Here is a 23414-nt window from a genome sequence, read left to right on the forward strand (position 1 = left end):
TTCTATCATCGCGCTTCTACAGCGCCAAATCGTCCCGGTGGATCAAAACGGCCCGTCCCGGATAGCCCAATGTCGCTTCGATTTCCGAGGACTTACGCCCCTTGATCGCATCCGCTTCTTGCGCGGTGTAACGGCTGAGGCCTTGCGCCAGACGGCGCGAGGTTGGGTCAAGGATGGCAACGGGATCACCGCGGCCAAAATCTCCGGTCACTTCGACGATGCCTGCAGGCAGCAGGCTTTTGCCGTTGCCGAGCGCCCGCGCGGCGCCCGCATCCACCACGATCTCACCGCGTGGCTTCATCGCCGAAATCCAGCGCTTGCGGGCTGCATGTGGGTCCAACGTCGCGGTAAACCAAGTGCAGTTCGCGCCATTTTCAAGCGTTTTCAGCGGGTTCAGGGGCGATCCTTCGGTAATCGCCATGTCACACCCCGCCGCTGTGGCCATCTTGGCGGCCAGCAGCTTGGTTTTCATACCGCCCTTGGACAGTCCCGACCCGGCATCGCCCGCCATCTCTTCGATCTCGGGGGTGATGTTATCGATCACGTCATAGCGCGTGGCCGAAGCGTCCTCATTCGGGTTGCCGGTATAGAACCCATCCACGTCCGAAAGCAGGATAAGTTGATCCGCACCGACGGTCACCGCGATCTGGGCTGCCAGTCGGTCATTGTCGCCGTAGCGGATCTCATCCGTCGCGACTGTGTCGTTTTCATTGACAATTGGCACCACGCCAAGGCTCAGCAACGTCTCGAGCGTCGCACGCGAGTTCAGATAACGGCGACGGTCAGCGCTGTCTTCCAACGTTACCAGGACCTGAGCGGTGGTGATCTTGTGCGGGGTCAATGCCTCTTCATAGGCGCGAGCTAGCCGGATTTGGCCCACAGCGGCAGCGGCTTGAGACTTCTCAAGCGCCAGTGCCTCCATCGGAAGGTTCAACACTCCGCGCCCCAAAGCGATTGACCCGGACGAGACCAGAATGACATCCGTCCCCTGCCCCTTGAGCCATGCCACGTCCTGCGCCAGTGAATGCAGCCAATCCGACCGCAACAACCCCGTATTCCGGTCCACCAGCAAAGCGGACCCGATCTTGACCACCAGTCGTTTGGCCGAGGTCAGGGTTGCCACGACTTCTCCTCCTCAGCGGGCTTTTGGCGCAGTCGGTTTTCGTCGATCTGAGCACGCAGTGCCCGCAGCACTTCGGTCACGCCCAGATGCGCAACGCCGGACATGGTCATGACGGGGCCGCCAACGGCCTCTTCCAACTCAGCCTTGGCCAGCTCGCGCTCTTCGTCATCCAGCGCGTCGACCTTATTCAGCACCGTGATGCGCGGCTTTTCGGCCAACTCGCCGCCATAGGCCTCAAGCTCATGGATAATCGTGCGGTAATCGTCAGCCACGGTCTCAGACGTGCCATCGACCAGATGCAGCAACACGGCACAGCGTTCGACATGGCCAAGAAACCGGTCACCGATGCCGCGGCCTTCATGCGCGCCTTCGATCAGGCCGGGAATATCAGCCACGACGAACTCCACGTTATCGACACCAACAACGCCCAGATTGGGGTGCAGTGTGGTGAACGGATAATCGGCAATCTTCGGGCGTGCGTTCGATGTTGCCGCCAGAAAAGTCGACTTGCCCGCGTTGGGCATCCCCAGCAGACCCACATCAGCAATCAGTTTCAACCGCAGCCAGATGGTGCGGTCGATCCCCGCCTGCCCCGGATTGGCGCGGCGCGGGGCCTGGTTGGTCGCCGATTTGAAGTGCAGGTTGCCAAAGCCGCCATTGCCGCCCTTGGCCAGCAAGACGCGCTGTCCCACCTCGGTCAGGTCGCAGATGACGGTTTCTTCGTCTTCGTCCAGGATCTCGGTGCCGACGGGCACGCGCAGGACGATGTCGTCGCCATCTTTACCGGTACGCTGCTGCCCGCGACCGGGCTGACCGTTCTTGGCAAAGAAATGCTGCTGATAGCGGAAGTCGATCAGCGTGTTAAGGCTCTCCACGACTTCGACCCAGACCGAGCCGCCTTTACCGCCGTCGCCGCCATCGGGACCGCCGTATTCGATGTATTTTTCGCGTCGGAAGCTGACGCAGCCGCCACCTCCGGCCCCGGACCGGATGTAGACCTTTGCAAGATCGAGAAATTTCATGGCTGTCCCCTACTGCAAAGGCCCCATCGGCCACAAGTCAGAGTTTTTTACTGTAAGTCCAAGTGGGCACGTTTGCATCACGCGCCACCGAGTAGCTTTCGGCATCACCAAGGTACTGGAAGCCGCAATGGGTCAGTACCCGGGCCGAGGCAGGGTTGTCTTGGAATACGCTGGCGAACATGGTGGCGTTCTCCAGCGGGTTTGCGTTGACCAGCGCCTCGACGGCCATCGACGCGACACCCGTGTTCCAATAGACCGGTGCGACCCAATAGCCGACTTCGGACTGGTTGCGATCCAGACGTGTCAGGGTGATCAGGCCGATCAGTTCCGGGCCACTGTCCTTGGTGGCATCCATAACCCAGACGTCCTCATCGCGCTCTTCGGCCATGGACCGGGTCACGAAGGCCTCGGTCGAGCCGGGCGGTAGCGGATGCGCAATACTGGTTGTCATGCGTGCCACGCGCTCATCGCCTGCGTAATGTTCAATGAGACCCATATCCGACCGACGCAGCGGGCGCAGGTCGAACCGCTCGGTTTCTATGACCGGCTGGTTTATAATTGTCTCAAGTTTCATGAGTTCGTTCCTCCTCCGAACAACACGTAAATCGCGGACGCAACGGTGAAACCGATTAACTTCCACATCAGATATTTGTGGCCCATACGATCTTCAACCGCAGGAGCGATCCTTCCCTGAATCAGGGAGGGGATTATGCTTGCTGCGTGCGACATCGGAGCCATTGATCAAAACTGCGTTAAAACGAGAAAGGGGACCGGCATTTTCTGCCGGTCCCCCATGAATTTTTCAAACCTTATGGGTTTCGGCTTACTCTGCGGCCTCCGCCACTGGCAGGACCGAAATAAAGGTGCGGTTCTTGAGTCCCTTGTGGAACTTCACGGCGCCATCAACAGTTGCAAAGATGGTGTGATCTTTGCCCATGCCTACGCCTTCGCCCGGCCAGAACTTGGTGCCGCGCTGACGTACGATGATGTTGCCTGCGATGGCTGCCTGGCCACCATACAGTTTCACGCCAAGGCGGCGACCAGCTGAGTCGCGACCGTTACGGGAGGAACCGCCAGCTTTTTTATGTGCCATTCTCTCTCTCCTTAGCCTTGAGCCAGCTCTTTGGCTTGCTCAACCCATTCGGGCTTCACTTTGATGGTGTCGATAGCAGCAATCTGCTCGTCCGACAAGGCGGCCAGAGCGGCAAAGCTCTCGATACCGGCCTCAACCAGCTTTTTGGCAGCAGCAGGGCCGACACCGTTCAGCTTGGTCAGATCGTCAGCGGCAGCAGCGGCGGGTGCCTCTGCCTTGGCTTCAGCTTTCTTGGCAGGCTTGGCAGCAGGTGCCGCTTCGCCAGCCGGAGCCGAACCGGTTGCAGCTTTGATGCCCGACTTGTCAGCGCCAGACGACAGAATGTCGGTGATTTTGACCAGTGTCAGTTTCTGACGGTGGCCAACGGTACGCTTCGAGCTGTGCTTACGACGGCGCTTGACGAACTTGATGACCTTGTCACCTTTGACCTGTTCGATCACTTCGGCCTGTACGCCTGCGCCTTCAACGAAAGGTGCGCCAACAACCGGAGCGTCGCCGCCCAGCATCAGAACATCGTTGAATTGAACTTTTTCACCTGCGTCGGCAGCCAGTTTTTCAACGCGGAGCACGTCGCCCGCCTGAACCTTGTACTGCTTGCCGCCAGTCTTGAGGACCGCAAACATGCGTCTTTCCTTTTCATACCCGCGTTCTGTGGTCCCCTTTATGGGCGTTTTTGGCCTCAGCCACCTCGAACAGCGCGCCCTTTTCGGGCTGTGTGACGACCCTTGGGAAACTCCCTATGGGTCAATAATAACGAGACCCGGCGCGGAAAACCGGCCGGGATGCGCGCTTATCCATAGATTGCGGAGGAAAGTCAACATCAAAAGCAGGTCTACAGGTCGGACCCTTTCAAAACCTGTGCGACCGCCGCGCCCAGTTGAAAATAGATCGTGTCGAACATCCAGTCAAAGCTCTCGAACAGGGCATCATTGACCGCCCTGCCCGTCGTAGTGCGTGAGAATGCGATGTTCTCGCGCATTTGGGCGTCGGTCAGCGGCTGATAGGCCAGCAGAAAGAAGGAATACAACCACGTCCGGGTTTCTTCGGTCATACTGTCCTTTTGCGTCAATAGCTGGGCCAGAAGCTCGGTGTCGTCCACGCCTGCGTCTAGGTTCATCCCGCGGAAAAAGTTGTAGTCCGCGCTGATGGTGTTCTGAACGTTTTCATCAATCAGATTGTTGACCTCAATATACTCCTCAACCAGACGATATAGTTCGGAATCGCGGTCACTGTTTCTGTAGGCCTCCTCTGCCATATCTTCTATGGTCTCGTCGGCCAGCGCTATGCGTGCCGTAAGTTCAAGCGAAACGATAGTCTGACCCAAGTCACTTTCAAAAAAAAGAATGGCGCGGTCCAGATCAGTGTCGGAAAGTGTTTGATCGAAGACCTCGGCAACTTGATTGCGCATTCTATCGGCGTCGTAAATTCGGACGACTTGGTCCTGAAATACTGGTCCGCCAATGTTGTCGAGAAATGACTCCTGCAGGGTCTGGCCCATCGAACTGCCCTCATCCTGCAAAATCTCGATTAACTCATCCAGTTGCAAAGCTTGCAGCAGGCGTTCAACCTTTTCTTCGGCTTGCAATTGCAAGGTCCACAGAAACAGAGCTACAGATGCCCAAATGAGTCGCATCAGATGTCCTGCGCCGGGTGCAAATCTGCCATCCGGACGGCCAATATTTCGAACTTCATCGCCATGATTTCATACTGAACCGCATTGAGAAGCTCATACACTTCCTGCATCAGCGGCTGTTCCAAGGCTTCGGCATAGGCGATGACATCCGCGTCAGAAAAGTCCTGATAGGTATACGCAGCCCCCGCAAGCGCAGACAATTGCAGAGCTTGTCGCATACTGGTTTCGTTTTGCTTCATCATTTCGCGCAGATCATCTGCGCCCAATTGTAGATCAATCACGCCCGATGCGCTGGCAGCCAGTAAAAACCTCAACTGGATTTCCTGAAGTGCGCGCAATGCAGTCCCGCTGGAATCAATCGCAGAGTTCATGCGTTTGAGGTGTTCAACCCGTTTGGAGCCATCCTTGATCAGGTCTGAAACGATTTCCTGACCTTCCTGCTGCTTGGCGTCATCGTCCTTAGTCATATGAGACGCGTTTTCCGCCTCGACCAGCCGTTGCCCAAGGTCCGAGGCATAGAATTCGACGGCATGGTTCAGGGCATCATCACTCAATGTTTGTTCCAGAATGGACACCGCAATTTCGTGCATGTCATCCGTATCGAACACTTCTTCGGTCAGCCGCGTCCAGTCGGCGCCGAATCCGTCGGGATCGATTCCCAGCATCCTGGGTGCCGAGGCCGACGAGAGCGCAATGCTCTCAAGCGCTACGTCGAAGCCGGTTGTGGTCAGAAATGCCTCGATCCGGTCGCGCCCGGCGGCGAAGGTTGATTGGGGAACCGTTGCAAGCGCAAGGATCAACGGAACAAAGAAAAGTGCGATGCGGCGAAGGTGACAAGTCATACCTAGAAGCCTAGGCGTTTTATGCCATCTGGCAATGGAAAATCCCGTGTTGGTGAATTTGGGGAATTTTCTACTTGCACCCCCGCGCGTTCCTCACTAAATCCCCCCCTCACAGACCCCCGCGGAGAGGTGCCGGAGTGGTCGAACGGGGCGGTCTCGAAAACCGTTGTGGGTGCAAGCCCACCCAGGGTTCGAATCCCTGTCTCTCCGCCACTAACATATTGAAAATAATAATTTTTCAACGTTAGAGATTCGGTGTCAAAGTGCGCGCCAAAGCTCCTTTTCCCCAAGAGTCGGCATAACTATGCCGAGATTTGATGCTCCGATTGCACCGACTATGCCGAGATCGGGATCAAATTCCTCCACTTTGCCCCCTCGCCAGTCGAGGTTCGCAGTGCAAAAAATGGGCCTTGCATTCCTGCGAGACCCGTTTGCCAGTACCTCCAATTTCCGGGTCAGAACCCGTTGTCACCATCCGACAGACATACGTCCTGTTGTTTCTGACCCAGATGTCGGAAGTAGTATTTCTCGGTCGTTTTGACAGAGGTGTGACCTATGTATCGGCTGACCCTGTAGATGCTCCATCCTTCCCTCGGGCGTTCGCTTGCGAACTTGTGCCTGATATCGTGAAGCCGTTCTTCGAACCCTGTTTCTTCACCATATTCCCCAAACAGGTTGGATGCGTCCTTAAAGTAGCCGTGACCATGGTAGCTCCAGAAAACAAGGGTAGACCTGTTCGACTTTGGGGTTTTCAAAAGAGAGTTTTCTCACACTTTTTCTCCCAGAGTCGACTATACGAACCCACCAATCACACTTCTTCAATTGCTCAGCGCAAGCTGGGAGGCATGCAACTACGAAATTAAGACATACTGCAACAACAAGAAACCAAGCATCGGTTCTTGGCCAACCTCCTCATCACCCGTATCACTATAAGTAAGAAAGATCGTGCTTCCTACACATGCAGTGGGCTTTTCTTTTTGCTGAAAAAGTTCGCGCAACCGCTATAACGCACTGATATTATGGCAAAAAAATTAATGATTAGGCAAATCCTAATGTTTAGTGAGGAAGTCAGTTCTTAGGACGGTAGCGCAGCCCGTATATACCCGAATGGAATTTCGCGGTGCTCAGGAGGCGCAATTGTCTGACAAAGAAAATATCGCGATTGACGTGCGGGATGCGGTGAAACGCTACGGCGATTTTACCGCACTCAAGAAGATCTCGCTGTCGATCATGGACAATGAGTTCTTTACTCTTCTGGGCCCGTCTGGCTGCGGCAAGACCACTCTACTCAGGATGATCGCCGGGTTTGAAGCCGTCACCGAGGGGGCGATCTACCTTTATGGCGATGAGATCGAAAATCTGCCGCCCAACAAGCGTCCTGTGAACACGGTTTTCCAGAACTACGCCCTGTTTCCGCATATGACCATTCTGGATAATGTGGCGTTCGGGCTGGAAATGCGCGGGGCCTCTAAATCTGATGCGCGCAAAAAGGCGGGCGAGATGCTGGAATTAGTGCAGCTCTCTCAGTTCTCTGCGCGCAAGCCCAGTCAGTTGTCTGGTGGTCAGCAACAACGTGTCGCGTTGGCTCGCGCCTTGGCGCCACAGCCCAAGGTTCTGCTGCTGGATGAACCCTTGTCTGCGCTGGACTTGAAGCTCCGCAAAGCCATGCAGCTTGAATTGAAGCACCTGCAGCGCGAAACGGGGATTACGTTTATCTTCGTCACTCACGATCAGGAAGAAGCCCTGACCATGTCCGACCGCATCGCGGTTATGTCGGCTGGCGAGATGCAACAATTGGGGTCTCCGACGGACATCTACGAGCGTCCGCACAACATGTTCGTGGCCGATTTTATTGGCGAGACCAACTTGTTGGAGGTTTCCGTCGACGGCATCTCGAATGGCCGCGCCACCTGCCACTTGGGCGGAGGGCATGAGTTGACTTGCAATTCGGTCGAGGGAATTGGCATCGGCTCCAAGGTTCACATGTCGATCCGGCCAGAGCGGCTGTATATGTCGGACACCCCTGCAGAAACCGAAAGCCTGAAGGGGCGTATAAAAGAGAACATCTTTGTCGGCACAGATATAACAACCATCGTGGATCTGCAGGACGGCCCGGACTTTGTCGTGCGCACCTCAAATTCAGACCGCGGGAACAAACGTATCTTCGAGCCAGGCACCGAGATGTACGTCAACATGGAGCTGGGGGCTGGTCGCCTCCTGGTCGACTGATGGCAGCGGGTGCAGCAAGCGGCGGCAGCGCAACGACAGATACGTATAAAGAGGCGCGTACTTGGCTCCTTCTGCCCGCCTGGGTGACACTGGCCATACTGGTTCTGGCGCCGGTAATCATGATGCTGATCTACTCCTTCCTGACGAAAGAGTTTCGGGGCGGTGTGATCTGGGAGTTCTCTCTGGCGGCTTACGATCAGTTCTTCTTTGACCGAGGATTGTTCGGCGACGATCCCCCTAAGATCGAATGGACCTATATAACGATTTTCTGGCGCTCAATCTGGCAGGCAGGTGCTGCCACACTGCTCAGCCTCGTGATCGGCTTTCCAACGGCCTATTTCATCGCCACCCGATCCGAGAATATGCGTCCGGTTTGGGTGTTCCTGATCACTATCCCCTATTGGGTGAACCTGCTGATCCGGACCGTGTCAATGAAGTTCCTTCTGCGCGATCAAGGGCCGTTGAATGATTTTCTGATGAATACCGGCTTGATCGACAGTCCGCTGCATATCGTCAACACCAACTTTGCGGTTCAGCTGGGCCTGTTCTATTCCTACCTGCCCTTCATGGTGCTGCCGATCTATGCGGCTGTTGAGAGGTATAATTTCGCCCTGTCCGAAGCTGCGGCTGACCTCTACGCGTCAAAATGGACCACCTTGCGCCGCGTGCTGCTTCCTGCAGTCAAACCGGGCGTCTTTGCGGGCTGCATTCTGGTATTTGTTCCGTCGATGGGATCTTTCCTTGCACCCGATCTTTTGGGTGGTGCCAAGAACTTCATGATTGGCTCGCTGATTGAGGAACAGTTCAAGGGCAATGCAGGCAACTGGCCGTTTGGCGCCGCCGCTTCGATGATCCTGCTGACAATGGTTTTGATCATTCTGATGTTCTCGGCCCGTCAGCAGGCCAAAGCCGACAAGGCGGGGGTCTGACCGATGGCAAGCAAGCAATTCGACATAAAGGCGTACACAGGTTTCAAAGGGATCACTCTGCTCTGCCTGGTCATTCTCTATGCTCCGCTGGTCGTCGTCACGATCTACAGCTTCAACGCTTCGCAATCATTGACCAACTGGGAAGGCATATCGCTGCGCTGGTACGCGGATGTCTTCACCGGGCCGGAAAGCGGTAAGTTCAAAACGGCTGCCAAGAACAGCTTTATTATCGCGATCATCGCTGCAACCACGGCGACGGCTATTGCCACTCTGGCTGCTACGGGCATGGTACGCGGCGGCAAATTCCGCTTTCGCACGCTGTCTTTCGGTCTGATCAGCTTACCGCTGATGGTGCCCGAGATTGTTTTGGCGGTCGCGACTCTGATCTTCTTCAACTCGATCGGGTTCGAGCGTGGGCTTCTGACCATCCTGCTGGCCCATATCGCTTTCTGTATTCCGTTCGCCTACCTGCCTATCTCGGCCCGGATGCAAGGGATCGAAGACAGCTATGAGCAAGCTGCACTGGACCTCTACGCCACAAAACGGCAGGCCTTTACCAAGATCCTGCTGCCACTAATGATGCCAGGCATCATCTCGGGCTTTCTGCTGGCCTTCATCGTCAGCCTGGATGATTTCATCATCACCAACTTCGTGAAGGGTGCGGGGGTCGAGACCTTGCCCACGGCTATCTTTGGCTCGGTCAAGCAAGGGATCAAACCGAATATCATGGCGATTTCGACCATGTTGCTGAGTGTGTCCATCGTCATGGTCACGATCAGCTATTTCGTCAGCAAATCTGACAACACAAAATAACCAACAGATGGAGAGACACATGAAACATATGATGAAAAACGGGGTCGCTGCCCTTGCTTTGGCAATTGGCGCAAACGCTGCAGCAGCCGAGGGTGAACTGGTTCTGTACCACTGGTTCGAGTACATGCCGCAAGAGTTGCTGAACAAGTTCACCGAAGAAACCGGCATCACTGTCACTATGGACACTTACGACTCGAACGAGGCGATGCTGGCCTCGCTCAAGGCAGGCGGCATCGGCACCTATGATGTGTCCGTGCCGGGCGACTATATGGTTTCGATCATGGCCGGCGAAGGCATGCTGGATACCATCGCCGACGGTGAATTGAAGAACAAAGGCAACATCGCGCCCGAATGGGCCGATCCCGGTTTTGATCCCGGTCGCCAATCCTCGATCCCGTATCAGTGGGGCTCGACCAGCTTTGCGGTCAGCCGCGATGCCTTTGAGGGCGACATTCAAACAACAGACATTCTGTTCAACCCACCGGCTGAGCTGCAGGGCCGTATAAACATGCTGGACAGCCAAGGCGAAGTCATGGCCATGGCCGCGCTGCACATGGGTATCCCGCAGTGTTCCACAGACCGCGAGCAACTAAAGGCGCTGAACGCCATGCTGCAAGAAGCGAAGCAGCACTGGGCATCGTTCAATTCGGATACGGCGAAAGAGGTTCTGGTTTCCGGTGACGCAGCTGTAGGCCAGATCTATGACGGGTTCTCGGCCAAGGCGCGCGAGGAAGGCGCAAATGTGGAATACGCTTTTCCGACGCAAGGCTACATCGCGTGGATGGACAATGTCGTTCTGCTGAAAGACGCTCCTAACCGCGAGAACGCGCTAATCTTCATGGATTTCCTGTTGGAACCTGAAAACATCGCTGCCGTGTCCAACTTTGCGCAGTACAACGCTGGTGTGAACGGTGTTAGCGAGTTCCTTGATCCGGCATTGGCTAAACAGCCCGAAAAGAACCCCCATGCCAATGCAGGCCAGGGCGTGTTTATCGAAGTCTGTGATGAGCAAACCCAGGCGGTCTATGACCAGATCTGGACCAACCTGAAGAAATAAACTCAACCATTTCGGATTTTTGCCCTCCGGTCTGGCTCTGGCTGGTTCGGGGGGCTTTTATTAACCCGCCCCCATAAGGAGATCGCAAACATGAGCATGCCTATTCGGCTTTTGCCCGACGGACACCCGGAAAACGGTTTTGTTCCGTCCTCTGCCGTTTCCACCGATGATTTCACCACGGAAGATCGGACAGAACGCATCAGCGGTTTCTACGAAAGCACCGACGGCAAGGTTCTGTCCGGTGTCTGGGAATGTGCACCCAGCCTTGAAGTGTTCGATGCATATCCTGTCGATGAAATGATGACCGTCGTCTCGGGTTCCGTGAAGCTGACCAGCCCGGACGGGACTGTGCAGGCGTTTTCCGCAGGCGATACGTTCTTCATGCCCAAGGGCACGCCCTGTACATGGGAAATAACCCGTACCCTGCGAAAATTCTACATGATTGCGTCCTGAGCCGGTTGTCCTGCCCGTCCGCGCCTCAGCGGCGGATATCGTCGAGGATGCGATCCATCATCGCGTCGCACGCGTTTAGTTGATCAATTTCAAGGTATTCATCCGGTTTATGCCCTTGGCGCTCCATGGAACCGGGTCCGCAGACAACGGTTGGAATTCCCAACTCGCTGAAGAACCCGGCCTCGGTGCCAAACGCGACCTTGGTGGTGACGTAGCTTTGGGCAAGTTTCTGGGCGTAAGAGATGACGCCCTCGGTCTCGACAACATCCAGTCCGGGATAGGCGTTGTACTGTTCGACCTCAATACGTGCTTCTTGGCAAAGAGCCTGATAACGGGCCCCTACCCTAACCGCGGCGTCTTGGATCTGTGAAAGGATATCTTTGCCATGATCCGAGGCAAGATGACGGTATTCAAAAGTCAACTCAGCGCGGTCGGGAACAATGTTCAGCGCTTTGCCACCCGAAAGCATACCCACGTGGAAGGTCGTATAAGGCACTGAATAGGCCGGATCGCTGTTTCCACTCTTAGCATAGACGTCTTGTAGTGCTCGCAACTCGGTTACAAAATCGGTTGCAAGGTGCAGCGCGTTGACGAATTTAGGGGCTAGCGCGGAATGCCCGCTTTGACCGTGGCAAACAGCGCGCAGCGCAGCTTTGCCTTTGTGCCCGATAGCGACCTGCATTTCAGTCGGTTCGCCAACGAAACACGCTCGGGGTTGACCCAGCATTGGGGCAAGCCGATCGAGCATGTGTTGAATGCCGACGCACCCAACCTCCTCGTCATAAGACAGCGCGATCTTGAGTGGTTCTCGCAGGTCGATCCCGGTAGCCCGATCTGCCAACGCCATGACTGACGCCACGTAGCCTTTCATATCTGTGGTACCACGACCGTAGACACGGTTTCCTTCGCGCGTTAGGCGAAACGGGTCCCTGGTCCAGCTTTGGCCTTCGACTGGGACGACATCAGTATGTGCCGAAAGCAGAACCCCATCTCCCGCAGGGCCTTTTTCCGCATAAAGCCCCGTTTTGTCACCACCGGGATCGGTGATGCGATGAACTGCAAAACCGCGTGCTTCCAGAAACTCTTCGACATAAGCGGCAAGTTCAAGGTTCGAGTTCTTGCTGACCGTATCGAAGCCAACCAGCTTTTCGAGAATGCCCAGTGTAGACGTCATGCGAATTGAACCTGCTTTTCGAGTTGCCGACCGGTTTGATCCCCACTGTGTCGGGGATTTAAGCAAAGCCTATACAACAGGCAGAATACTTAAATCTGGGAATGACGAAGCAGAGGTTAGGAGATTTCTAAGGACCAGCAATCACTCCCGCCCTGAGGAATGCAAACCCGGAAGTGTTCCCGATTTCACGGCGCGGGCGCAGTGCTCGACAAAGGTTTTCAGAGTGTTTGTTTCGTTTTCAGCTTTTGCCCGCAACAGACCAAGACGCAATGGGCGTAATTCCCCGGCCAAAGAAACATAAGCCAGTTTTTTCCCATCTGGTGACAAAGTGTTATGAGGGCGAATATTCGCAATTGAGAACCCGAAACCATTGGCAACCAACGAGCGCATCACCGACATGTCCGAAGTACGTTCCGCGATGTTGGGCTTGATATTTGCCTCACGGAAGAACGACAGGAAATATTCACCACTGAATGGAAGGTCCAGCAGAACCATGGGGCTGTCCTGGAGATCTGAAATCGTCAATTCGGTACGGCCAGCCAATGCGTGATCTTCCCCCAGCACCACGTAAGGCGGCAGTTCGTGCAAAGGCTGGAATTCAAGATCAGCCGGGATATCCAGATCATAAGTCAGTGCGATGTCCAGTTCAGCCCGACGCAGCTGGCTGAAGATATCCGCCTGATTCAACTCACGTTGTTCGATCCTTACATCGGGGTAGTTTTGTTCAAAATCTCGCCGTATTCCCGGCAGAATGAACTGAGCAAATGTAGCAAGACACCCGACGGACAGAATGCCCTGAATCTTGCCTGTGATTTCCCCGGCGAGCGTTGCCAGAAGATCAGCTTCACGTAGAACAAACTCGGTTCGTTCCATGATCCTGTGTCCGGCCTTCGTCAGCGAAAGCCCCCGCGCATGTTCGCGTACAAACAACGTGACACCGAATTCGACCTCAAGTTGCGTGATCGCCGCTGAGATCGACGGCGACGACACGTTCAGTTTGTCGCTGGCCGCAGCGATGCTGCCCGCCTTTCCGACCGCAACAAAATACTCAAGCTGTCGCAGCGTGTATCTGAAAGGCAATGGCGCATCTCCGCTTGGCCGTGGATTAAGCCTTGTACTTAATCCAAGTGGTCTTCAAAGCAGTATACTTTTCAAGCGAGTGCAATGACAAATCACGTCCAAAACCTGACTGCTTCATACCGCCAAACGGAGTCATCGCGGACAATGCGTCAACCGTGTTGACCGACACGGACCCCGCCATCAGCTTGTCAGACACCCGGCAAGCCCGGGACAGGTTGTCGGTCCACACCGACGCGGCCAACCCATAGATCGAGTCATTTGCCATCGCCACCGCCTGCTCTTCGGTGTCAAACGGGATCACTGACAAGACGGGGCCGAAAATCTCATCCCGAGCCAATGGATTGTCGTGGGCCACGTCGTCAAAGATTGTTGGCTGAACAAAGCAGCCTTTGCCCTCGACGGTGACACGTTCACCGCCTGTCACCAGATTGGCTGACTTCTTGCCCTCTTCCACAAAGCGCATGATGCCCTGTGTTTGCTTTTCATCAACGATTGCACCCATTTTCGAGGTTGGATCCAGTGGGTCACCCGGTTGCATCGCCTGTGCGCGGGCAATCAATTTCTCGACAAATGCGTCCTTGATCGAGCGTTCCACATAGAGTCGAGAATTCGCCGAGCACACTTCGCCCTGATTGAAAAAGATGCCAAAGGCCGCCATGTCGGCAGCGGCATCCAAATCCTCGCAATCGGCGAAGACAAGATTGGGGCTTTTGCCCCCGGTTTCCGGCCAGACCTGTTTCAGGTTTGACTGGCCAGAATACTGCATGAACATCTTGCCGATTGCTGTCGACCCGGTGAAGGCCAGGCAGTCGACATCCATGTGCAGGCCAAGCGCCTTGCCTGCAGTCACACCAAAACCTGGAACAACGTTGAATACGCCATCTGGAACACCTGCTTCAGCCGCGAGTTCTGCCAGTCGCAGTGCAGACAAAGGTGATTGTTCAGCCGGTTTGAGGACCACCGAGTTTCCTGCGGCCAGCGCGGCGGCGGCTTTCCATGTCGCCATATCAAGCGGGAAGTTCCACGGGGTTACTGCACCAACCACACCCAGCGGAACACGACTGACCAACGCCAGATCGCCGGGGCCGGTTGGAGCTACCTCATCATATACCTTGTCAATTGCCTCGGCATACCACTGGAAGAAATGGGCTGAGCCTGGCGCGTCGATAGTCGCGGCATCCGTCACCAGCTTGCCCATATCAAGGCTGTCCAGCAGTGCCATCTCTTCCAAGTTTTCCCGGATCAAGTCGGCCAGCTTCAGCATCACCGTCTTGCGGTCACCCGGAGCCATTCGCGACCAGCGACCATCCTCAAAGGCAGCACGGCCTGCGGCAACGGCACGATTGACGTCTTCTTCGTCACACTCGGCGACCGGGGTCAGAACCGCGCCAGTGGCCGGATTAATACTGTCAAAGGTCTTACCTGATGCCGCATCGGTGAATTTACCGTCGATAAAGGCTTGTCCCCGAAACGTCAGGCCGGCAGCACGGCTTTTCCAATCCTCGTGGGTATTATCCAACATTGTCTGTCTCCCTGATTATTCGTCGCCCGGAACGCCGTAAGACGGTGCTTCGCGCGGGTCGAGCGCACGCTGGGTGTAGGCGTCAAGTTGCGGTTTGTAGATATCCCATGCGGTTGCGATAGCCTCGATTGGGCAATCCTCGGTCCAGTCGCAGCGAAGATCGGCGACGGGCCAGCTAACCTTGTCAACGATCTTCATACCAGCCGAATGTACCGGGCCTGCTTCGCCACCGGCGGCTAAACCGGCCCGCATTGCGGCGATCAAGCGGTCTCCAATATGCCCGGAAGACGACAGAAACCCATCGACGATGGCTTGAGGTATGCCTTCATTGTCCAGAAGGTTTCCGCCAGAGGCAACATTCTCTGCCTGCGCTTGCGTCCAGATCCCAAGGCTGTTGGGGCCGGAATGGATCGCCGTGCGACCTTGATCATCCACAGCCAGAACCTGTCGGTATTCGATGAACTTAGCCTGCGCCTTCATGGCGTCGATCGCCTGAGGCGCAGTCTTGCCTTGCTCCATCAGATCCAGCGTCAGCGGACCGAGACTGGGGTCAGTAACGTTCTGCGACGCAACCGCACCAACACCTGCCCGGGCAAAGGAACAGCGCGCGGCAACTGCGGGTGACGATGACGAAATCGCCAAACCAAACATACCGGTATCAGCGCAGCGGGCGACCAATGAAAAAGTCATTCGGCTCTCCTGAAAAAAGAAAGTCCGGACCGCGCCTATTTTGGGGGAGAACAAGTGGCGCGGTCCGGTCAATTTGATTGATCAGGTGGATCAATCGGGAATAACGGCGGTTCCGTCGATTTCAACCAACCAGTCGGGTCGCGCCAATGCCTGTACCACCAGCCCTGTCGAAACAGGGTGAACACCTTTGATGTATTCGCCCATGGTCCGGTATACAGCCTCACGGTGGCGCACATCGGTGATGTAGACGACCACTTTGACCAGATGTTCCATCGAGCCGCCGGCCTCTTCGATCAACTGCTTAATGTTCTGCATCACTTTATGGGTCTGTTCGACCGGATCGTGGCTGTCGATATTGACCGCGTCATCCAGATTCTGCGGGCACTGGCCGCGCAGATAAACTGTCTTACCACCCTGTGTCACAACGGCCTGACACAGGTCGTTGTCCAGGTTTTGCTCGGGGTAGGTTTCTTTGGTATTGAATTTGCGAATGCGTGTATGCGCCATTTCGAAGTCCTGACTGCTTATTCTGCTGCGGCGGTTGCGACGATGGCCGCTTCACCGTCATATTTGGCATATGCTCGTTGAATTGCGATCTGATCAGCGATGTATTTCGCATCGTGCCAAACGCCCCAAATGAAGGTCGAACCGCGTCGCGATTGCCAAGGCAGGCCAAGAAAATAAATGTCGGGTTCAACCGAGACGCCACGTTGATGGATTGGCGCTCCTTTAGCATCAAAGGCGTCTGCTTTAATCCAACTGAAATCCTGACGGAAGCCTGTCGCCCAAATGATTGTTGTGATGCCTTCCTTGGCAAAGTCGACCGATGTCAGGGGGTTGGTTAGGCTGTCAGGATCAGCAAACCGCTCACGCGCCTCGGGCTCTTCGGGTAGATCAATACCAGTGCGCTGGATATAGGCATCTGCCATATCCAGCATTTCAAGGTAGTTGGCATCACCTGCTGCGACATTGCTCTGGAGATCATCGGCAAAGCTGAGAACGCCGTTCTCGAAGCTCTTGGTCATCCCGGTAAGGGTCACACCTTCATTCCCCAAGCGGCGGAAATCCATCGTGTGCCCGCCATGTGCACCGCTGACCGAGATCGTAACATGTTCAGTTCCCGGTTTTTGTGCAGCCATGTCCCAGAGACCCAGAACGCCCAACCACCAAACGTTGTCGCGGGTACGATAGCGACGCGGGGGGCGGTCATGCGGACCAACGGATAGGAAAACCTTGCGACCGGCGCGGTTTAACTCATCTGCAATCTGCGCGCCGGACGAACCAGCGCCCACAACCATGACTGCGCCTTCGGCCAGTTGCTCAGGATTTTTGTAGTAAAAAGAATGAAGTTGCTCAACGCCAGCCGTTTCCGGCACGATGGGCGGAATAACCGGGTGCTGGAAAGCGCCTGTAGCGGCGACAATACGCTTGGCATGGAATTCACCGGCGGTCGTCTCAACGCGGAACCCACCTTTGCCGGGCAAGCGCTCGGCTTTCAGCGCCTCAACACCCTCGCGGATTGGTGCCTTCACCATTTCAGCATATTCGACGAGGTATTCAGCGACACGGTCCTTGGGCACAAACGCATCCGGATCGTCCCCTTTGAAATGGAGGCTGGGAAAACGATCGTGCCAGCACGGGCCGTTTGCGACCAAAGCATCCCAACGACCAGTGCGCCACGCCTCGGCGGTGCGGTTCTTTTCCAAAATGATATGGGGCACATCGTTGTTTCCAAGGTGCTCGCTCAGCGCGATACCCGCCTGCCCGCCTCCAACAACCAGCGTATCCGTTTTCTCAATGGACATGTGTCGGTTCCCTATTACTGCGTCACGATTTGACCTGAGAAGGCCGTTGTCTTCGTGCGTTTTTTGCTGCCCGGACGGACGAACGACCACAACGGGCCGAAGGCCTTGTATTTTCGAAACTAAAGACGCCAGAGCAGAGCTTTGGCGCACCGTTTCCTGTGCCACTCCAGCACGTATTGCACGTTTCCGGGTTAAAGTTTCACAAGTTGGGAAAAGGCGAAATTACTGTCTAACTTACTCTTAATTAGGCTTTGACTAACCCGTCGGTAATTGCCCTTGTTTCCCAGTCTGTTGTCCGCTTTCCGAAAGATACGGAGCGATCAGATAGTAGAGTTCACCCTGCGAAGAGATATGGCATTTGCGGTAGAGTTGCTTGCGCAGAACCTTGACGGTCTGAGGGCTGATACCCAGCGTCAGGCCAATAGATATCGACGAATGACCTTGAAGGATCAACAACGCCACCTGCGCCTGTCGTGGACTTAATCCAATGTCTCTATCATCAAGCAAACGCTGACGCAGTTGCGCAACGATATCTTCCGGCTTTTTTTCATTCGAGGGCTTTAGGTCAGGCCAGTTCCTTCTGACCAGCGCATTGACAACCGGTGCCACACTCTTGGCCGCGTTAAAATCCTTGCTGGAAAAACGCGATGCTGTGGTTGCGTCCCTACCGAGACACACAGTGACAGAACTTGCGGGACTGAGACCGGCGAAAAAGGCCAACTCATCCGTCAGCGTCGTATTTGTGTAGTAGGATTTGAAGTATTCGTTCCGTTGAAACTGATCCGGTGCAATATCGTTCAATCTATAAAGGCCGTCCGCGGCACGGCTTTGATGCAGACCATAAAATGGATCCAACAGATAAGCACCTTTGACATAGTGGCTATCGATCCGCTCAAAAACACGGCTGTCGAGCGCATGAGTCTTTAGGACTTGGGGACTGCTGTGTTGAAAGAAGGCAATGATTGCGAAATTGTCAAAAGAACAAGTTGATTTTAGCCACGTGTAAAGCGCATCGCCGAAACACTCCGATCCGACCGCCAGTATTGCGGCTGACAGAGCGTCTGGTGCTTGAATGGTCGACATTTCTAATACCCCCCTGGGGGTATATACCCCTTAAATCAGCCAAAGTAACCTTCACTGTAATATAGGGTGGTATGCAAGCGCCAATACGATCGTGGTTTCTGAGAGGCCTCGCCGGATCAGCAATATTGCATCGGGAAAACAAAGAGTTTGATCATGGCCAAAGATACACTCGACATTCTTGCACAGGACGAACACCTGATTCAGTCCTTCGCCGATCTGAACGCGTTGAAGCAGCAAGGCGCACGTACAGTGATCTCACGCGCAAAGGGCGCATTTGTTTACGACAGCGATGGCAATGAACTGATCGATGGCATTGGTGGCCTTTGGTGCGTCAATATCGGCCACGGCAATGTGGAAATGATTGAGGCGATCTCGGATCAGCTGAAAACACTGGATTACTACTCGACCTTCTACAATTTTACCCACCCGGCAGCGGCAGCACTGGCTGAGAAGATTGCCCAGCTTGCGCCGGGTCATTTGAACGCCGTGTATTTTGGCAATTCCGGTTCGGTCGCCAATGACAGCGCCATCCGGATGCTGCATCACTACAATATCAGGAAAGGGAAGCCGGAAAAGAAACTGGTTCTGTCTCGGCACGGGGCCTATCATGGCTCGACCCATCTGGCGATGGCGATGACCACACCCGGCTATTCTGAAGGCTGGCACGCGGCCAGTGAACTTGTGCATCATCTGCGCTCGCCCCATTACTGGCGCGAAGGCGGTGAGATGACCGAGACCGAGTTCCTCGACGCCCTCATCGACGATCTGAAACAGAACATCGAGCGCATAGGCGCCGAGAACATTTGTGCCTTCATTGCAGAACCGATCCAAGGCGCGGGCGGTGTTGTGACCGCGCCAGCTGGCTATCACAAACGCGCGTGGGAGGTCTGTCAGGCCAACGACATTAAGTACGTTGCCGATGAGGTCGTAACCGCCTTTGGGCGTCTCGGACACTTCTTTGCGTCTGAAGACGTATTTGACATGGTGCCCGACATCATCACCACGGCCAAAGGTCTTACCTCTGGCTATCAGCCGCTGTCTGCCACGATCGTTTCTGACGATATTCACGAGGTCATCTCAGGCCCCGACGGTATGTTCCTGCACGGTATGACTTATTCGGGCCACCCCGCAGCTGCAGCGGCCGGTCTGACCAATATTGCAATCATGGAGCGGGAGGGCATTCCCGAGCGTGTACAGAGGACTGGGAAACAGTTTGAAAACAACCTGCGCGGTCTGAACGATATAGAACTTGTCGGCGAAGTACGCGGCAACCATTTCATGATGGGCATCGAGTTCGTTAAGGACCGGATCACTAAGGAAAGCCATCCGGCAGAAGCGCAGGTGGGCCTGAAGGTCGCGCGCGCTTGTCAGAAGCGCGGTCTCATCGCTCGCCCCCTCGGTAACGTTCTGATCCTGTCTCCGACACTGATCATGGACGAGCCGATGATTGATCGCATCGAAGCTATCCTGCGCGACGCCATCACCGAAGTCGCCGCCGGTCTCTAATCCTGTATTCGGGGCGACACAGCCCCATCAAACACGTCTGCCAGCCACAAGGAGCCAGCTATGCGCGACCCACGCTACGACATTCTGTTCGAACCGATGAAGATCGGCCCCCTAACGGCCAAGAACCGGTTCTATCAGGTGCCTCACTGCAACGGCGGCGGATATCGCGACCCGTCTGCGGCAGCCGCAATGCGAGGCATCAAGGCCGAAGGTGGCTGGGGCGTCATCTTTACCGAACAGTGCGAGATGCACCACACGTCTGAGATTACTCCGTTCATCGAACTCCGCCTTTGGGAAGACAAAGACATCCCCCAATTGCGCAAGATGTCCGAGCGTATGAAAACCCATGGCGCGCTGGCCGGCATTCAGCTTGCCTATTCCGGCATCAACGGACCTAATTTGTACACCAAAGAAGTCCCACTGGCCCCTTCGGCCATGCCGATCCGTACCTTTACCAATGATCCGGTTCAGGCGCGTGCCTTGGACAAGCAGGACATCAAGGACTTGCGCCGTTGGTTCGTGAATGCAGCTAAACGCTCGAAGGAAGCAGGTTTTGATCTGATCTGTCTGTATGGCGCGCATGGATTTGGTATCTTCCAGCACTTCCTCAGCCGGGCCACCAACCAACGCAGCGACGAATATGGTGGGTCTCTGGAAAATCGTGCTCGGTTCAGCCAAGAGGTGATCGCTGATATGCGTGATGCCGTGGGCGATACGATGGCGATCACGCTTCGGGTGTCATTGGATGAAACCATTGGGGATCTGGGTTTCTCAAATGCCGAGGTTCGCGACTACATCGAAATCAACAAAGACCTGCCCGACCTTTGGGATTTGGCGCAGGGCACATGGGAGGATTGTTCCGGCCCTTCGCGGTTCAAGGAAGAGGCTGCGCAGGAACAATTGGTGCGTGGCATTCACGAGTTGACCGACAAGCCCATCGTTGGGGTCGGACGGTTCACCTCACCCGATGTGATGGCCAAGATGATCAAGTCCGGCACGCTGGATTTCATCGGCTGCGCACGCCCCTCAATCGCTGATCCGTTTTTGCCGAAAAAGATCGAAGAAGGTCGGATCGAAGACATCCGCGAGTGTATCGGCTGCAACATCTGCATCACCGGCGATATGACCATGTCGATCAGCCGCTGCACCCAGAACCCGACATTCATGGAAGAATGGCGCAAAGGCTGGCATCCAGAGAAGATGAACGAAAAGGGCGAAAGCTCAAACGTGCTGGTCGTAGGTTCTGGCCCCGCAGGGCTTGAGGCCGCTTGGGCGCTGTGTCGTCGGGGATACGATGTTGCGGTGGCCGAGGCGCGCGATGTGATCGGCGGACGCGTGGCCCGCGAACGCCTGCTGCCGGGACTGTCGGCCTGGGGTCGTGTCGTGGACTATCGTGACTACCAGCTGAGCCAACGTCCGAACGTGGAAATCTATCGCGAAAGTGAGTTGGATGCCGAGAGCGTTCTGGAGTTCGGTTTTGAAAACGTCTGCATCGCCACCGGATCTACCTGGCGGAACGATGGGGTTTCACGTCAGCACGTTGTTCCAATGCCGATTGCTGAAGGTGCCAATGTTTTTACACCGGACGATCTAATGGACGGCACCATCCCATCCGGCTGTGTGGTGGTCTATGACGATGACCACTATTACATGGGCGGCGTTCTGGCCGAACTATTGGCCAAGAACGGTGCAAGAGTGACTCTGGTCACGCCGTCGGCATATGTCAGTGACTGGACGAACAACACGCTTGAGCAAATCGCCATCCATTCAAGGCTGGTGGATGCAGGGGTCGAGATCGTGCTCAACCAAGGTGTCGCCGAAATTCACCCGGATCACGTGGTCTCGAACTGCGTTTACACCGACCGAACCTGGAAGATTGAGGCGGATGCCGTGGTGATGGTAGCATCGCGCCTGGAAAACAACGCCGTATTCAATGACCTGAAAGCGCGCGAGGCCGAATGGGTGGATGCAGGTATCAAGTCGGTAAAATTGATTGGCGATGCCAATGCACCGGGACCGATCGCCTGGGCAACCTATGCCGGTCACCGTTATGCGCGGGAGCTTGATGGCAGAGATTTAGGTGACGACCTACCATTTCGCCGCGAGATCACAGAGCTCGCGGTAGACTGAGCTCACATGCGCGTTATGGGCGGTATAGTTTCACCTATGCCGCCCCTGCACTCTGAGGCACCAGTTATGTCCGCGGAGTGTTGCCCTCCACCAAAATGATGCGGATTAAGTCACAGGCCAACTCGAAAACGAAATTCCTTGGTTGTTTTGGACGCACAATAGGTGTTTTCACCGGCAACAGACTCTAAAACTCAGCAGCGTTTACTTGTAAAAACCTCGCAGCTTCACTCTTAGCTAACCACGAGCTTTTCAAGCAGATCCCGTAATGTAGTATCAAAGCTGAAATAGCCCAAGCGCAGACACGACTTCACGCTTGGTAGCGTCAGTCCGTTCCCCGGTTCGCTCTGTCCCTTGCCGGATAACATCCAGAACATAGCCACGGTCTTTGGACAGTCGTGCCTGCCGCTCGCGGATTGGAGCAATGAGCGCCTGCAGTATGTCCTCCAATCGTGCTTTGAGCTTGCTATCACTTAATCCACCACGTTGGTAGTGCGCCTTAATTCCCGCCAGATCTTCTTGAGCTTTGTCAAAAGCGTCCAGATACGTGAAGACGACATTGCCTTCTATTTGACCCGGATCCTCAATTCTCAGGTGATTTGGGTCGGTGAACATGGCGCGGACAGCAGCGCGGATCCCTTCAGGCGACGCAGAGAGCAAAATCGCATTGCCTGTGGATTTGGACATCTTCGCTTTACCGTCGACCCCAGGTAGCCGACCAGATTTGGGAATGACAGCGCGCGCTTCAGGCAGAACCACCGCGCCTGCGGCTACATTTATCCTGCGCACGAGCTCGTTTGTTTGCTCGATCAGAGGCGCTTGGTCTTCGCCGACGGGCACGACAGTAGCTTTGAATGCGGTGATATCCGCCGCCAGTGCTGCGGGGTAGCAGAGAAAGCCGGCAGGGATGTTTCTGCCGAAACCACGCGCGCGGATTTCATCTTTGATCGTAGGGTTGCGCTCCAGTCTCGCGAGGGTGACGAAGTTCAAATAAAGCATCGACAGCTCCGCCAGCGCAGGCAGGTGCGATTGCAGGCAGATTGTTGTCCGCTCGGGGTCGATGCCCACAGCCAGATAGTCCAGTGCGACTTCGATGACGTTGCGACGCACCTTGTCGGTATCATTCGCGTTGTCGGTCAGGGCTTGGGTGTCCGCCAGGAGCAGGAATTGTTCATGGTGTCCTGATCTCACAGGCGATTAGAAAGCGATCCCGCATAGTGGCCGATATGCAGC

The 23414-nt window shown here is 55.4% G+C and carries 23 protein-coding genes and 1 tRNA gene; 8 read left to right on the forward strand and 16 right to left on the reverse strand.

Annotated features, from left to right (window positions below):
• Positions 1-16: 16 nt before the first annotated feature.
• The 7 genes from proB to ACR0ER_RS00185 all read right to left on the reverse strand — a co-directional run bounded on the left by proB (position 17) and on the right by ACR0ER_RS00185 (position 5713).
• Complete coding sequence (proB, locus tag ACR0ER_RS00155; RefSeq protein WP_170330105.1) at positions 17-1123, reverse strand: glutamate 5-kinase; 1107 nt, start codon at positions 1121-1123, stop codon at positions 17-19.
• Positions 1111-2145 carry a GTPase ObgE gene (obgE, locus tag ACR0ER_RS00160; RefSeq protein WP_170330104.1) on the reverse strand — a complete coding sequence of 345 codons (1035 nt, stop codon included), beginning with the start codon at positions 2143-2145 and terminating at the stop codon, positions 1111-1113. Before obgE ends, proB begins: the two co-directional genes overlap by 13 nt.
• A 37-nt stretch (positions 2146-2182) precedes the next feature.
• Positions 2183-2719: a GNAT family N-acetyltransferase gene (locus tag ACR0ER_RS00165; protein ID WP_480767197.1), complete on the reverse strand. Its 537-nt coding sequence runs from the start codon at positions 2717-2719 to the stop codon at positions 2183-2185.
• A 249-nt stretch (positions 2720-2968) separates the two neighbouring features.
• Positions 2969-3238 (reverse strand): 50S ribosomal protein L27, encoded by a 270-nt coding sequence (gene rpmA, locus ACR0ER_RS00170; RefSeq protein WP_010440093.1) that lies wholly within the window; start codon positions 3236-3238, stop codon positions 2969-2971.
• Between the two features lie 11 nt (positions 3239-3249).
• On the reverse strand, positions 3250-3861 hold the full coding sequence (locus ACR0ER_RS00175; protein WP_480767198.1) for a 50S ribosomal protein L21: 612 nt from the start codon (positions 3859-3861) through the stop codon (positions 3250-3252).
• 209 nt (positions 3862-4070) lie between these two features.
• The gene (locus ACR0ER_RS00180) at positions 4071-4871 is read right to left on the reverse strand and encodes a DUF2059 domain-containing protein (protein WP_480767199.1); all 801 of its coding nucleotides are present in this window, start codon (positions 4869-4871) and stop codon (positions 4071-4073) included.
• Positions 4871-5713, reverse strand: coding sequence for a DUF2059 domain-containing protein (locus ACR0ER_RS00185; protein WP_480767200.1), 843 nt, complete (start codon positions 5711-5713; stop codon positions 4871-4873). The genes ACR0ER_RS00180 and ACR0ER_RS00185 overlap by 1 nt, the downstream gene beginning before the upstream one ends.
• Before the next feature lie 123 nt (positions 5714-5836).
• Here ACR0ER_RS00185 and ACR0ER_RS00190 point away from each other — a divergent pair.
• A tRNA-Ser gene (locus ACR0ER_RS00190) sits at positions 5837-5926 on the forward strand.
• A 242-nt stretch (positions 5927-6168) separates the two neighbouring features.
• Here ACR0ER_RS00190 and ACR0ER_RS00195 read toward each other — a convergent pair.
• Positions 6169-6468, reverse strand: a complete 300-nt coding sequence (locus ACR0ER_RS00195) for a tyrosine-type recombinase/integrase (RefSeq protein ID WP_480767201.1) — start codon at positions 6466-6468, stop codon at positions 6169-6171.
• Between the two features lie 352 nt (positions 6469-6820).
• On the opposite strand from ACR0ER_RS00195, the gene ACR0ER_RS00200 reads away from it, so the two are divergent.
• From ACR0ER_RS00200 to ACR0ER_RS00220, 5 genes are all read left to right on the forward strand, one after another.
• The gene (locus tag ACR0ER_RS00200) at positions 6821-7942 is read left to right on the forward strand and encodes an ABC transporter ATP-binding protein (RefSeq protein WP_480767202.1); all 1122 of its coding nucleotides are present in this window, start codon (positions 6821-6823) and stop codon (positions 7940-7942) included.
• Positions 7942-8871: an ABC transporter permease gene (locus ACR0ER_RS00205; RefSeq protein ID WP_480767203.1), complete on the forward strand. Its 930-nt coding sequence runs from the start codon at positions 7942-7944 to the stop codon at positions 8869-8871. The genes ACR0ER_RS00200 and ACR0ER_RS00205 overlap by 1 nt, the downstream gene beginning before the upstream one ends.
• A gap of 3 nt (positions 8872-8874) precedes the next feature.
• Positions 8875-9684, forward strand: a complete 810-nt coding sequence (locus tag ACR0ER_RS00210; RefSeq protein WP_480767204.1) for an ABC transporter permease — start codon at positions 8875-8877, stop codon at positions 9682-9684.
• A 19-nt stretch (positions 9685-9703) separates the two neighbouring features.
• The gene (locus ACR0ER_RS00215) at positions 9704-10741 is read left to right on the forward strand and encodes an extracellular solute-binding protein (protein WP_480767205.1); all 1038 of its coding nucleotides are present in this window, start codon (positions 9704-9706) and stop codon (positions 10739-10741) included.
• Positions 10742-10831: 90 nt separating this feature from the next.
• A complete protein-coding gene (locus ACR0ER_RS00220) occupies positions 10832-11194 on the forward strand; it encodes a cupin domain-containing protein (RefSeq protein ID WP_480767206.1) in 363 nt (120 codons plus the stop codon).
• Between the two features lie 25 nt (positions 11195-11219).
• Here ACR0ER_RS00220 and argE read toward each other — a convergent pair whose 3' ends face one another.
• The 7 genes from argE to ACR0ER_RS00255 all read right to left on the reverse strand — a co-directional run bounded on the left by argE (position 11220) and on the right by ACR0ER_RS00255 (position 18548).
• A complete protein-coding gene (argE, locus tag ACR0ER_RS00225; RefSeq protein WP_480767207.1) occupies positions 11220-12368 on the reverse strand; it encodes an acetylornithine deacetylase in 1149 nt (382 codons plus the stop codon).
• Between the two features lie 141 nt (positions 12369-12509).
• A complete protein-coding gene (locus tag ACR0ER_RS00230; RefSeq protein WP_480767208.1) occupies positions 12510-13448 on the reverse strand; it encodes a LysR substrate-binding domain-containing protein in 939 nt (312 codons plus the stop codon).
• 25 nt (positions 13449-13473) lie between these two features.
• Complete coding sequence (locus ACR0ER_RS00235) at positions 13474-14970, reverse strand: aldehyde dehydrogenase (RefSeq protein WP_480767209.1); 1497 nt, start codon at positions 14968-14970, stop codon at positions 13474-13476.
• A gap of 15 nt (positions 14971-14985) precedes the next feature.
• Positions 14986-15660: a DUF1028 domain-containing protein gene (locus ACR0ER_RS00240; RefSeq protein ID WP_480767210.1), complete on the reverse strand. Its 675-nt coding sequence runs from the start codon at positions 15658-15660 to the stop codon at positions 14986-14988.
• Between the two features lie 90 nt (positions 15661-15750).
• Entirely contained in the window at positions 15751-16167 is a 417-nt protein-coding gene (locus ACR0ER_RS00245; protein ID WP_170330089.1) for a RidA family protein, read from the reverse strand.
• Positions 16168-16184: 17 nt separating this feature from the next.
• Complete coding sequence (locus ACR0ER_RS00250; RefSeq protein WP_480767211.1) at positions 16185-17465, reverse strand: flavin-containing monooxygenase; 1281 nt, start codon at positions 17463-17465, stop codon at positions 16185-16187.
• A 255-nt stretch (positions 17466-17720) separates the two neighbouring features.
• Positions 17721-18548 (reverse strand): helix-turn-helix transcriptional regulator, encoded by an 828-nt coding sequence (locus ACR0ER_RS00255; RefSeq protein ID WP_480767212.1) that lies wholly within the window; start codon positions 18546-18548, stop codon positions 17721-17723.
• Positions 18549-18701: 153 nt separating this feature from the next.
• On the opposite strand from ACR0ER_RS00255, the gene ACR0ER_RS00260 reads away from it, so the two are divergent.
• Together ACR0ER_RS00260 and ACR0ER_RS00265 are read left to right on the forward strand one after the other, a co-directional pair.
• Positions 18702-20054: an aminotransferase class III-fold pyridoxal phosphate-dependent enzyme gene (locus ACR0ER_RS00260; protein WP_480767213.1), complete on the forward strand. Its 1353-nt coding sequence runs from the start codon at positions 18702-18704 to the stop codon at positions 20052-20054.
• A gap of 60 nt (positions 20055-20114) precedes the next feature.
• On the forward strand, positions 20115-22184 hold the full coding sequence (locus ACR0ER_RS00265; protein ID WP_480767214.1) for an oxidoreductase: 2070 nt from the start codon (positions 20115-20117) through the stop codon (positions 22182-22184).
• A gap of 273 nt (positions 22185-22457) precedes the next feature.
• Here ACR0ER_RS00265 and ACR0ER_RS00270 read toward each other — a convergent pair whose 3' ends face one another.
• Complete coding sequence (locus ACR0ER_RS00270) at positions 22458-23372, reverse strand: tryptophan--tRNA ligase (RefSeq protein WP_480767215.1); 915 nt, start codon at positions 23370-23372, stop codon at positions 22458-22460.
• Positions 23373-23414 lie beyond the last annotated feature (42 nt).

It is taken from the genome of Ruegeria sp. CH8 (assembly GCF_056536985.1).

Coding starts and splice junctions, on each gene's coding strand:
- ACR0ER_RS00255 (WP_480767212.1), bottom strand. CDS start 18,548: ATGTCGACCATTCAAGCACCAGACGCTCTGTCAGCCGCAATACTGGCG.
- ACR0ER_RS00250 (WP_480767211.1), bottom strand. CDS start 17,465: ATGTCCATTGAGAAAACGGATACGCTGGTTGTTGGAGGCGGGCAGGCG.
- ACR0ER_RS00265 (WP_480767214.1), top strand. CDS start 20,115: ATGCGCGACCCACGCTACGACATTCTGTTCGAACCGATGAAGATCGGC.
- ACR0ER_RS00235 (WP_480767209.1), bottom strand. CDS start 14,970: ATGTTGGATAATACCCACGAGGATTGGAAAAGCCGTGCTGCCGGCCTG.
- ACR0ER_RS00260 (WP_480767213.1), top strand. CDS start 18,702: ATGGCCAAAGATACACTCGACATTCTTGCACAGGACGAACACCTGATT.
- ACR0ER_RS00185 (WP_480767200.1), bottom strand. CDS start 5,713: ATGACTTGTCACCTTCGCCGCATCGCACTTTTCTTTGTTCCGTTGATC.
- ACR0ER_RS00245 (WP_170330089.1), bottom strand. CDS start 16,167: ATGGCGCATACACGCATTCGCAAATTCAATACCAAAGAAACCTACCCC.
- ACR0ER_RS00175 (WP_480767198.1), bottom strand. CDS start 3,861: ATGTTTGCGGTCCTCAAGACTGGCGGCAAGCAGTACAAGGTTCAGGCG.
- ACR0ER_RS00180 (WP_480767199.1), bottom strand. CDS start 4,871: ATGCGACTCATTTGGGCATCTGTAGCTCTGTTTCTGTGGACCTTGCAA.
- ACR0ER_RS00215 (WP_480767205.1), top strand. CDS start 9,704: ATGAAACATATGATGAAAAACGGGGTCGCTGCCCTTGCTTTGGCAATT.
- ACR0ER_RS00240 (WP_480767210.1), bottom strand. CDS start 15,660: ATGACTTTTTCATTGGTCGCCCGCTGCGCTGATACCGGTATGTTTGGT.
- ACR0ER_RS00200 (WP_480767202.1), top strand. CDS start 6,821: ATGGAATTTCGCGGTGCTCAGGAGGCGCAATTGTCTGACAAAGAAAAT.
- obgE (WP_170330104.1), bottom strand. CDS start 2,145: ATGAAATTTCTCGATCTTGCAAAGGTCTACATCCGGTCCGGGGCCGGA.
- ACR0ER_RS00205 (WP_480767203.1), top strand. CDS start 7,942: ATGGCAGCGGGTGCAGCAAGCGGCGGCAGCGCAACGACAGATACGTAT.
- argE (WP_480767207.1), bottom strand. CDS start 12,368: ATGACGTCTACACTGGGCATTCTCGAAAAGCTGGTTGGCTTCGATACG.
- ACR0ER_RS00210 (WP_480767204.1), top strand. CDS start 8,875: ATGGCAAGCAAGCAATTCGACATAAAGGCGTACACAGGTTTCAAAGGG.
- rpmA (WP_010440093.1), bottom strand. CDS start 3,238: ATGGCACATAAAAAAGCTGGCGGTTCCTCCCGTAACGGTCGCGACTCA.
- ACR0ER_RS00165 (WP_480767197.1), bottom strand. CDS start 2,719: ATGAAACTTGAGACAATTATAAACCAGCCGGTCATAGAAACCGAGCGG.
- ACR0ER_RS00220 (WP_480767206.1), top strand. CDS start 10,832: ATGAGCATGCCTATTCGGCTTTTGCCCGACGGACACCCGGAAAACGGT.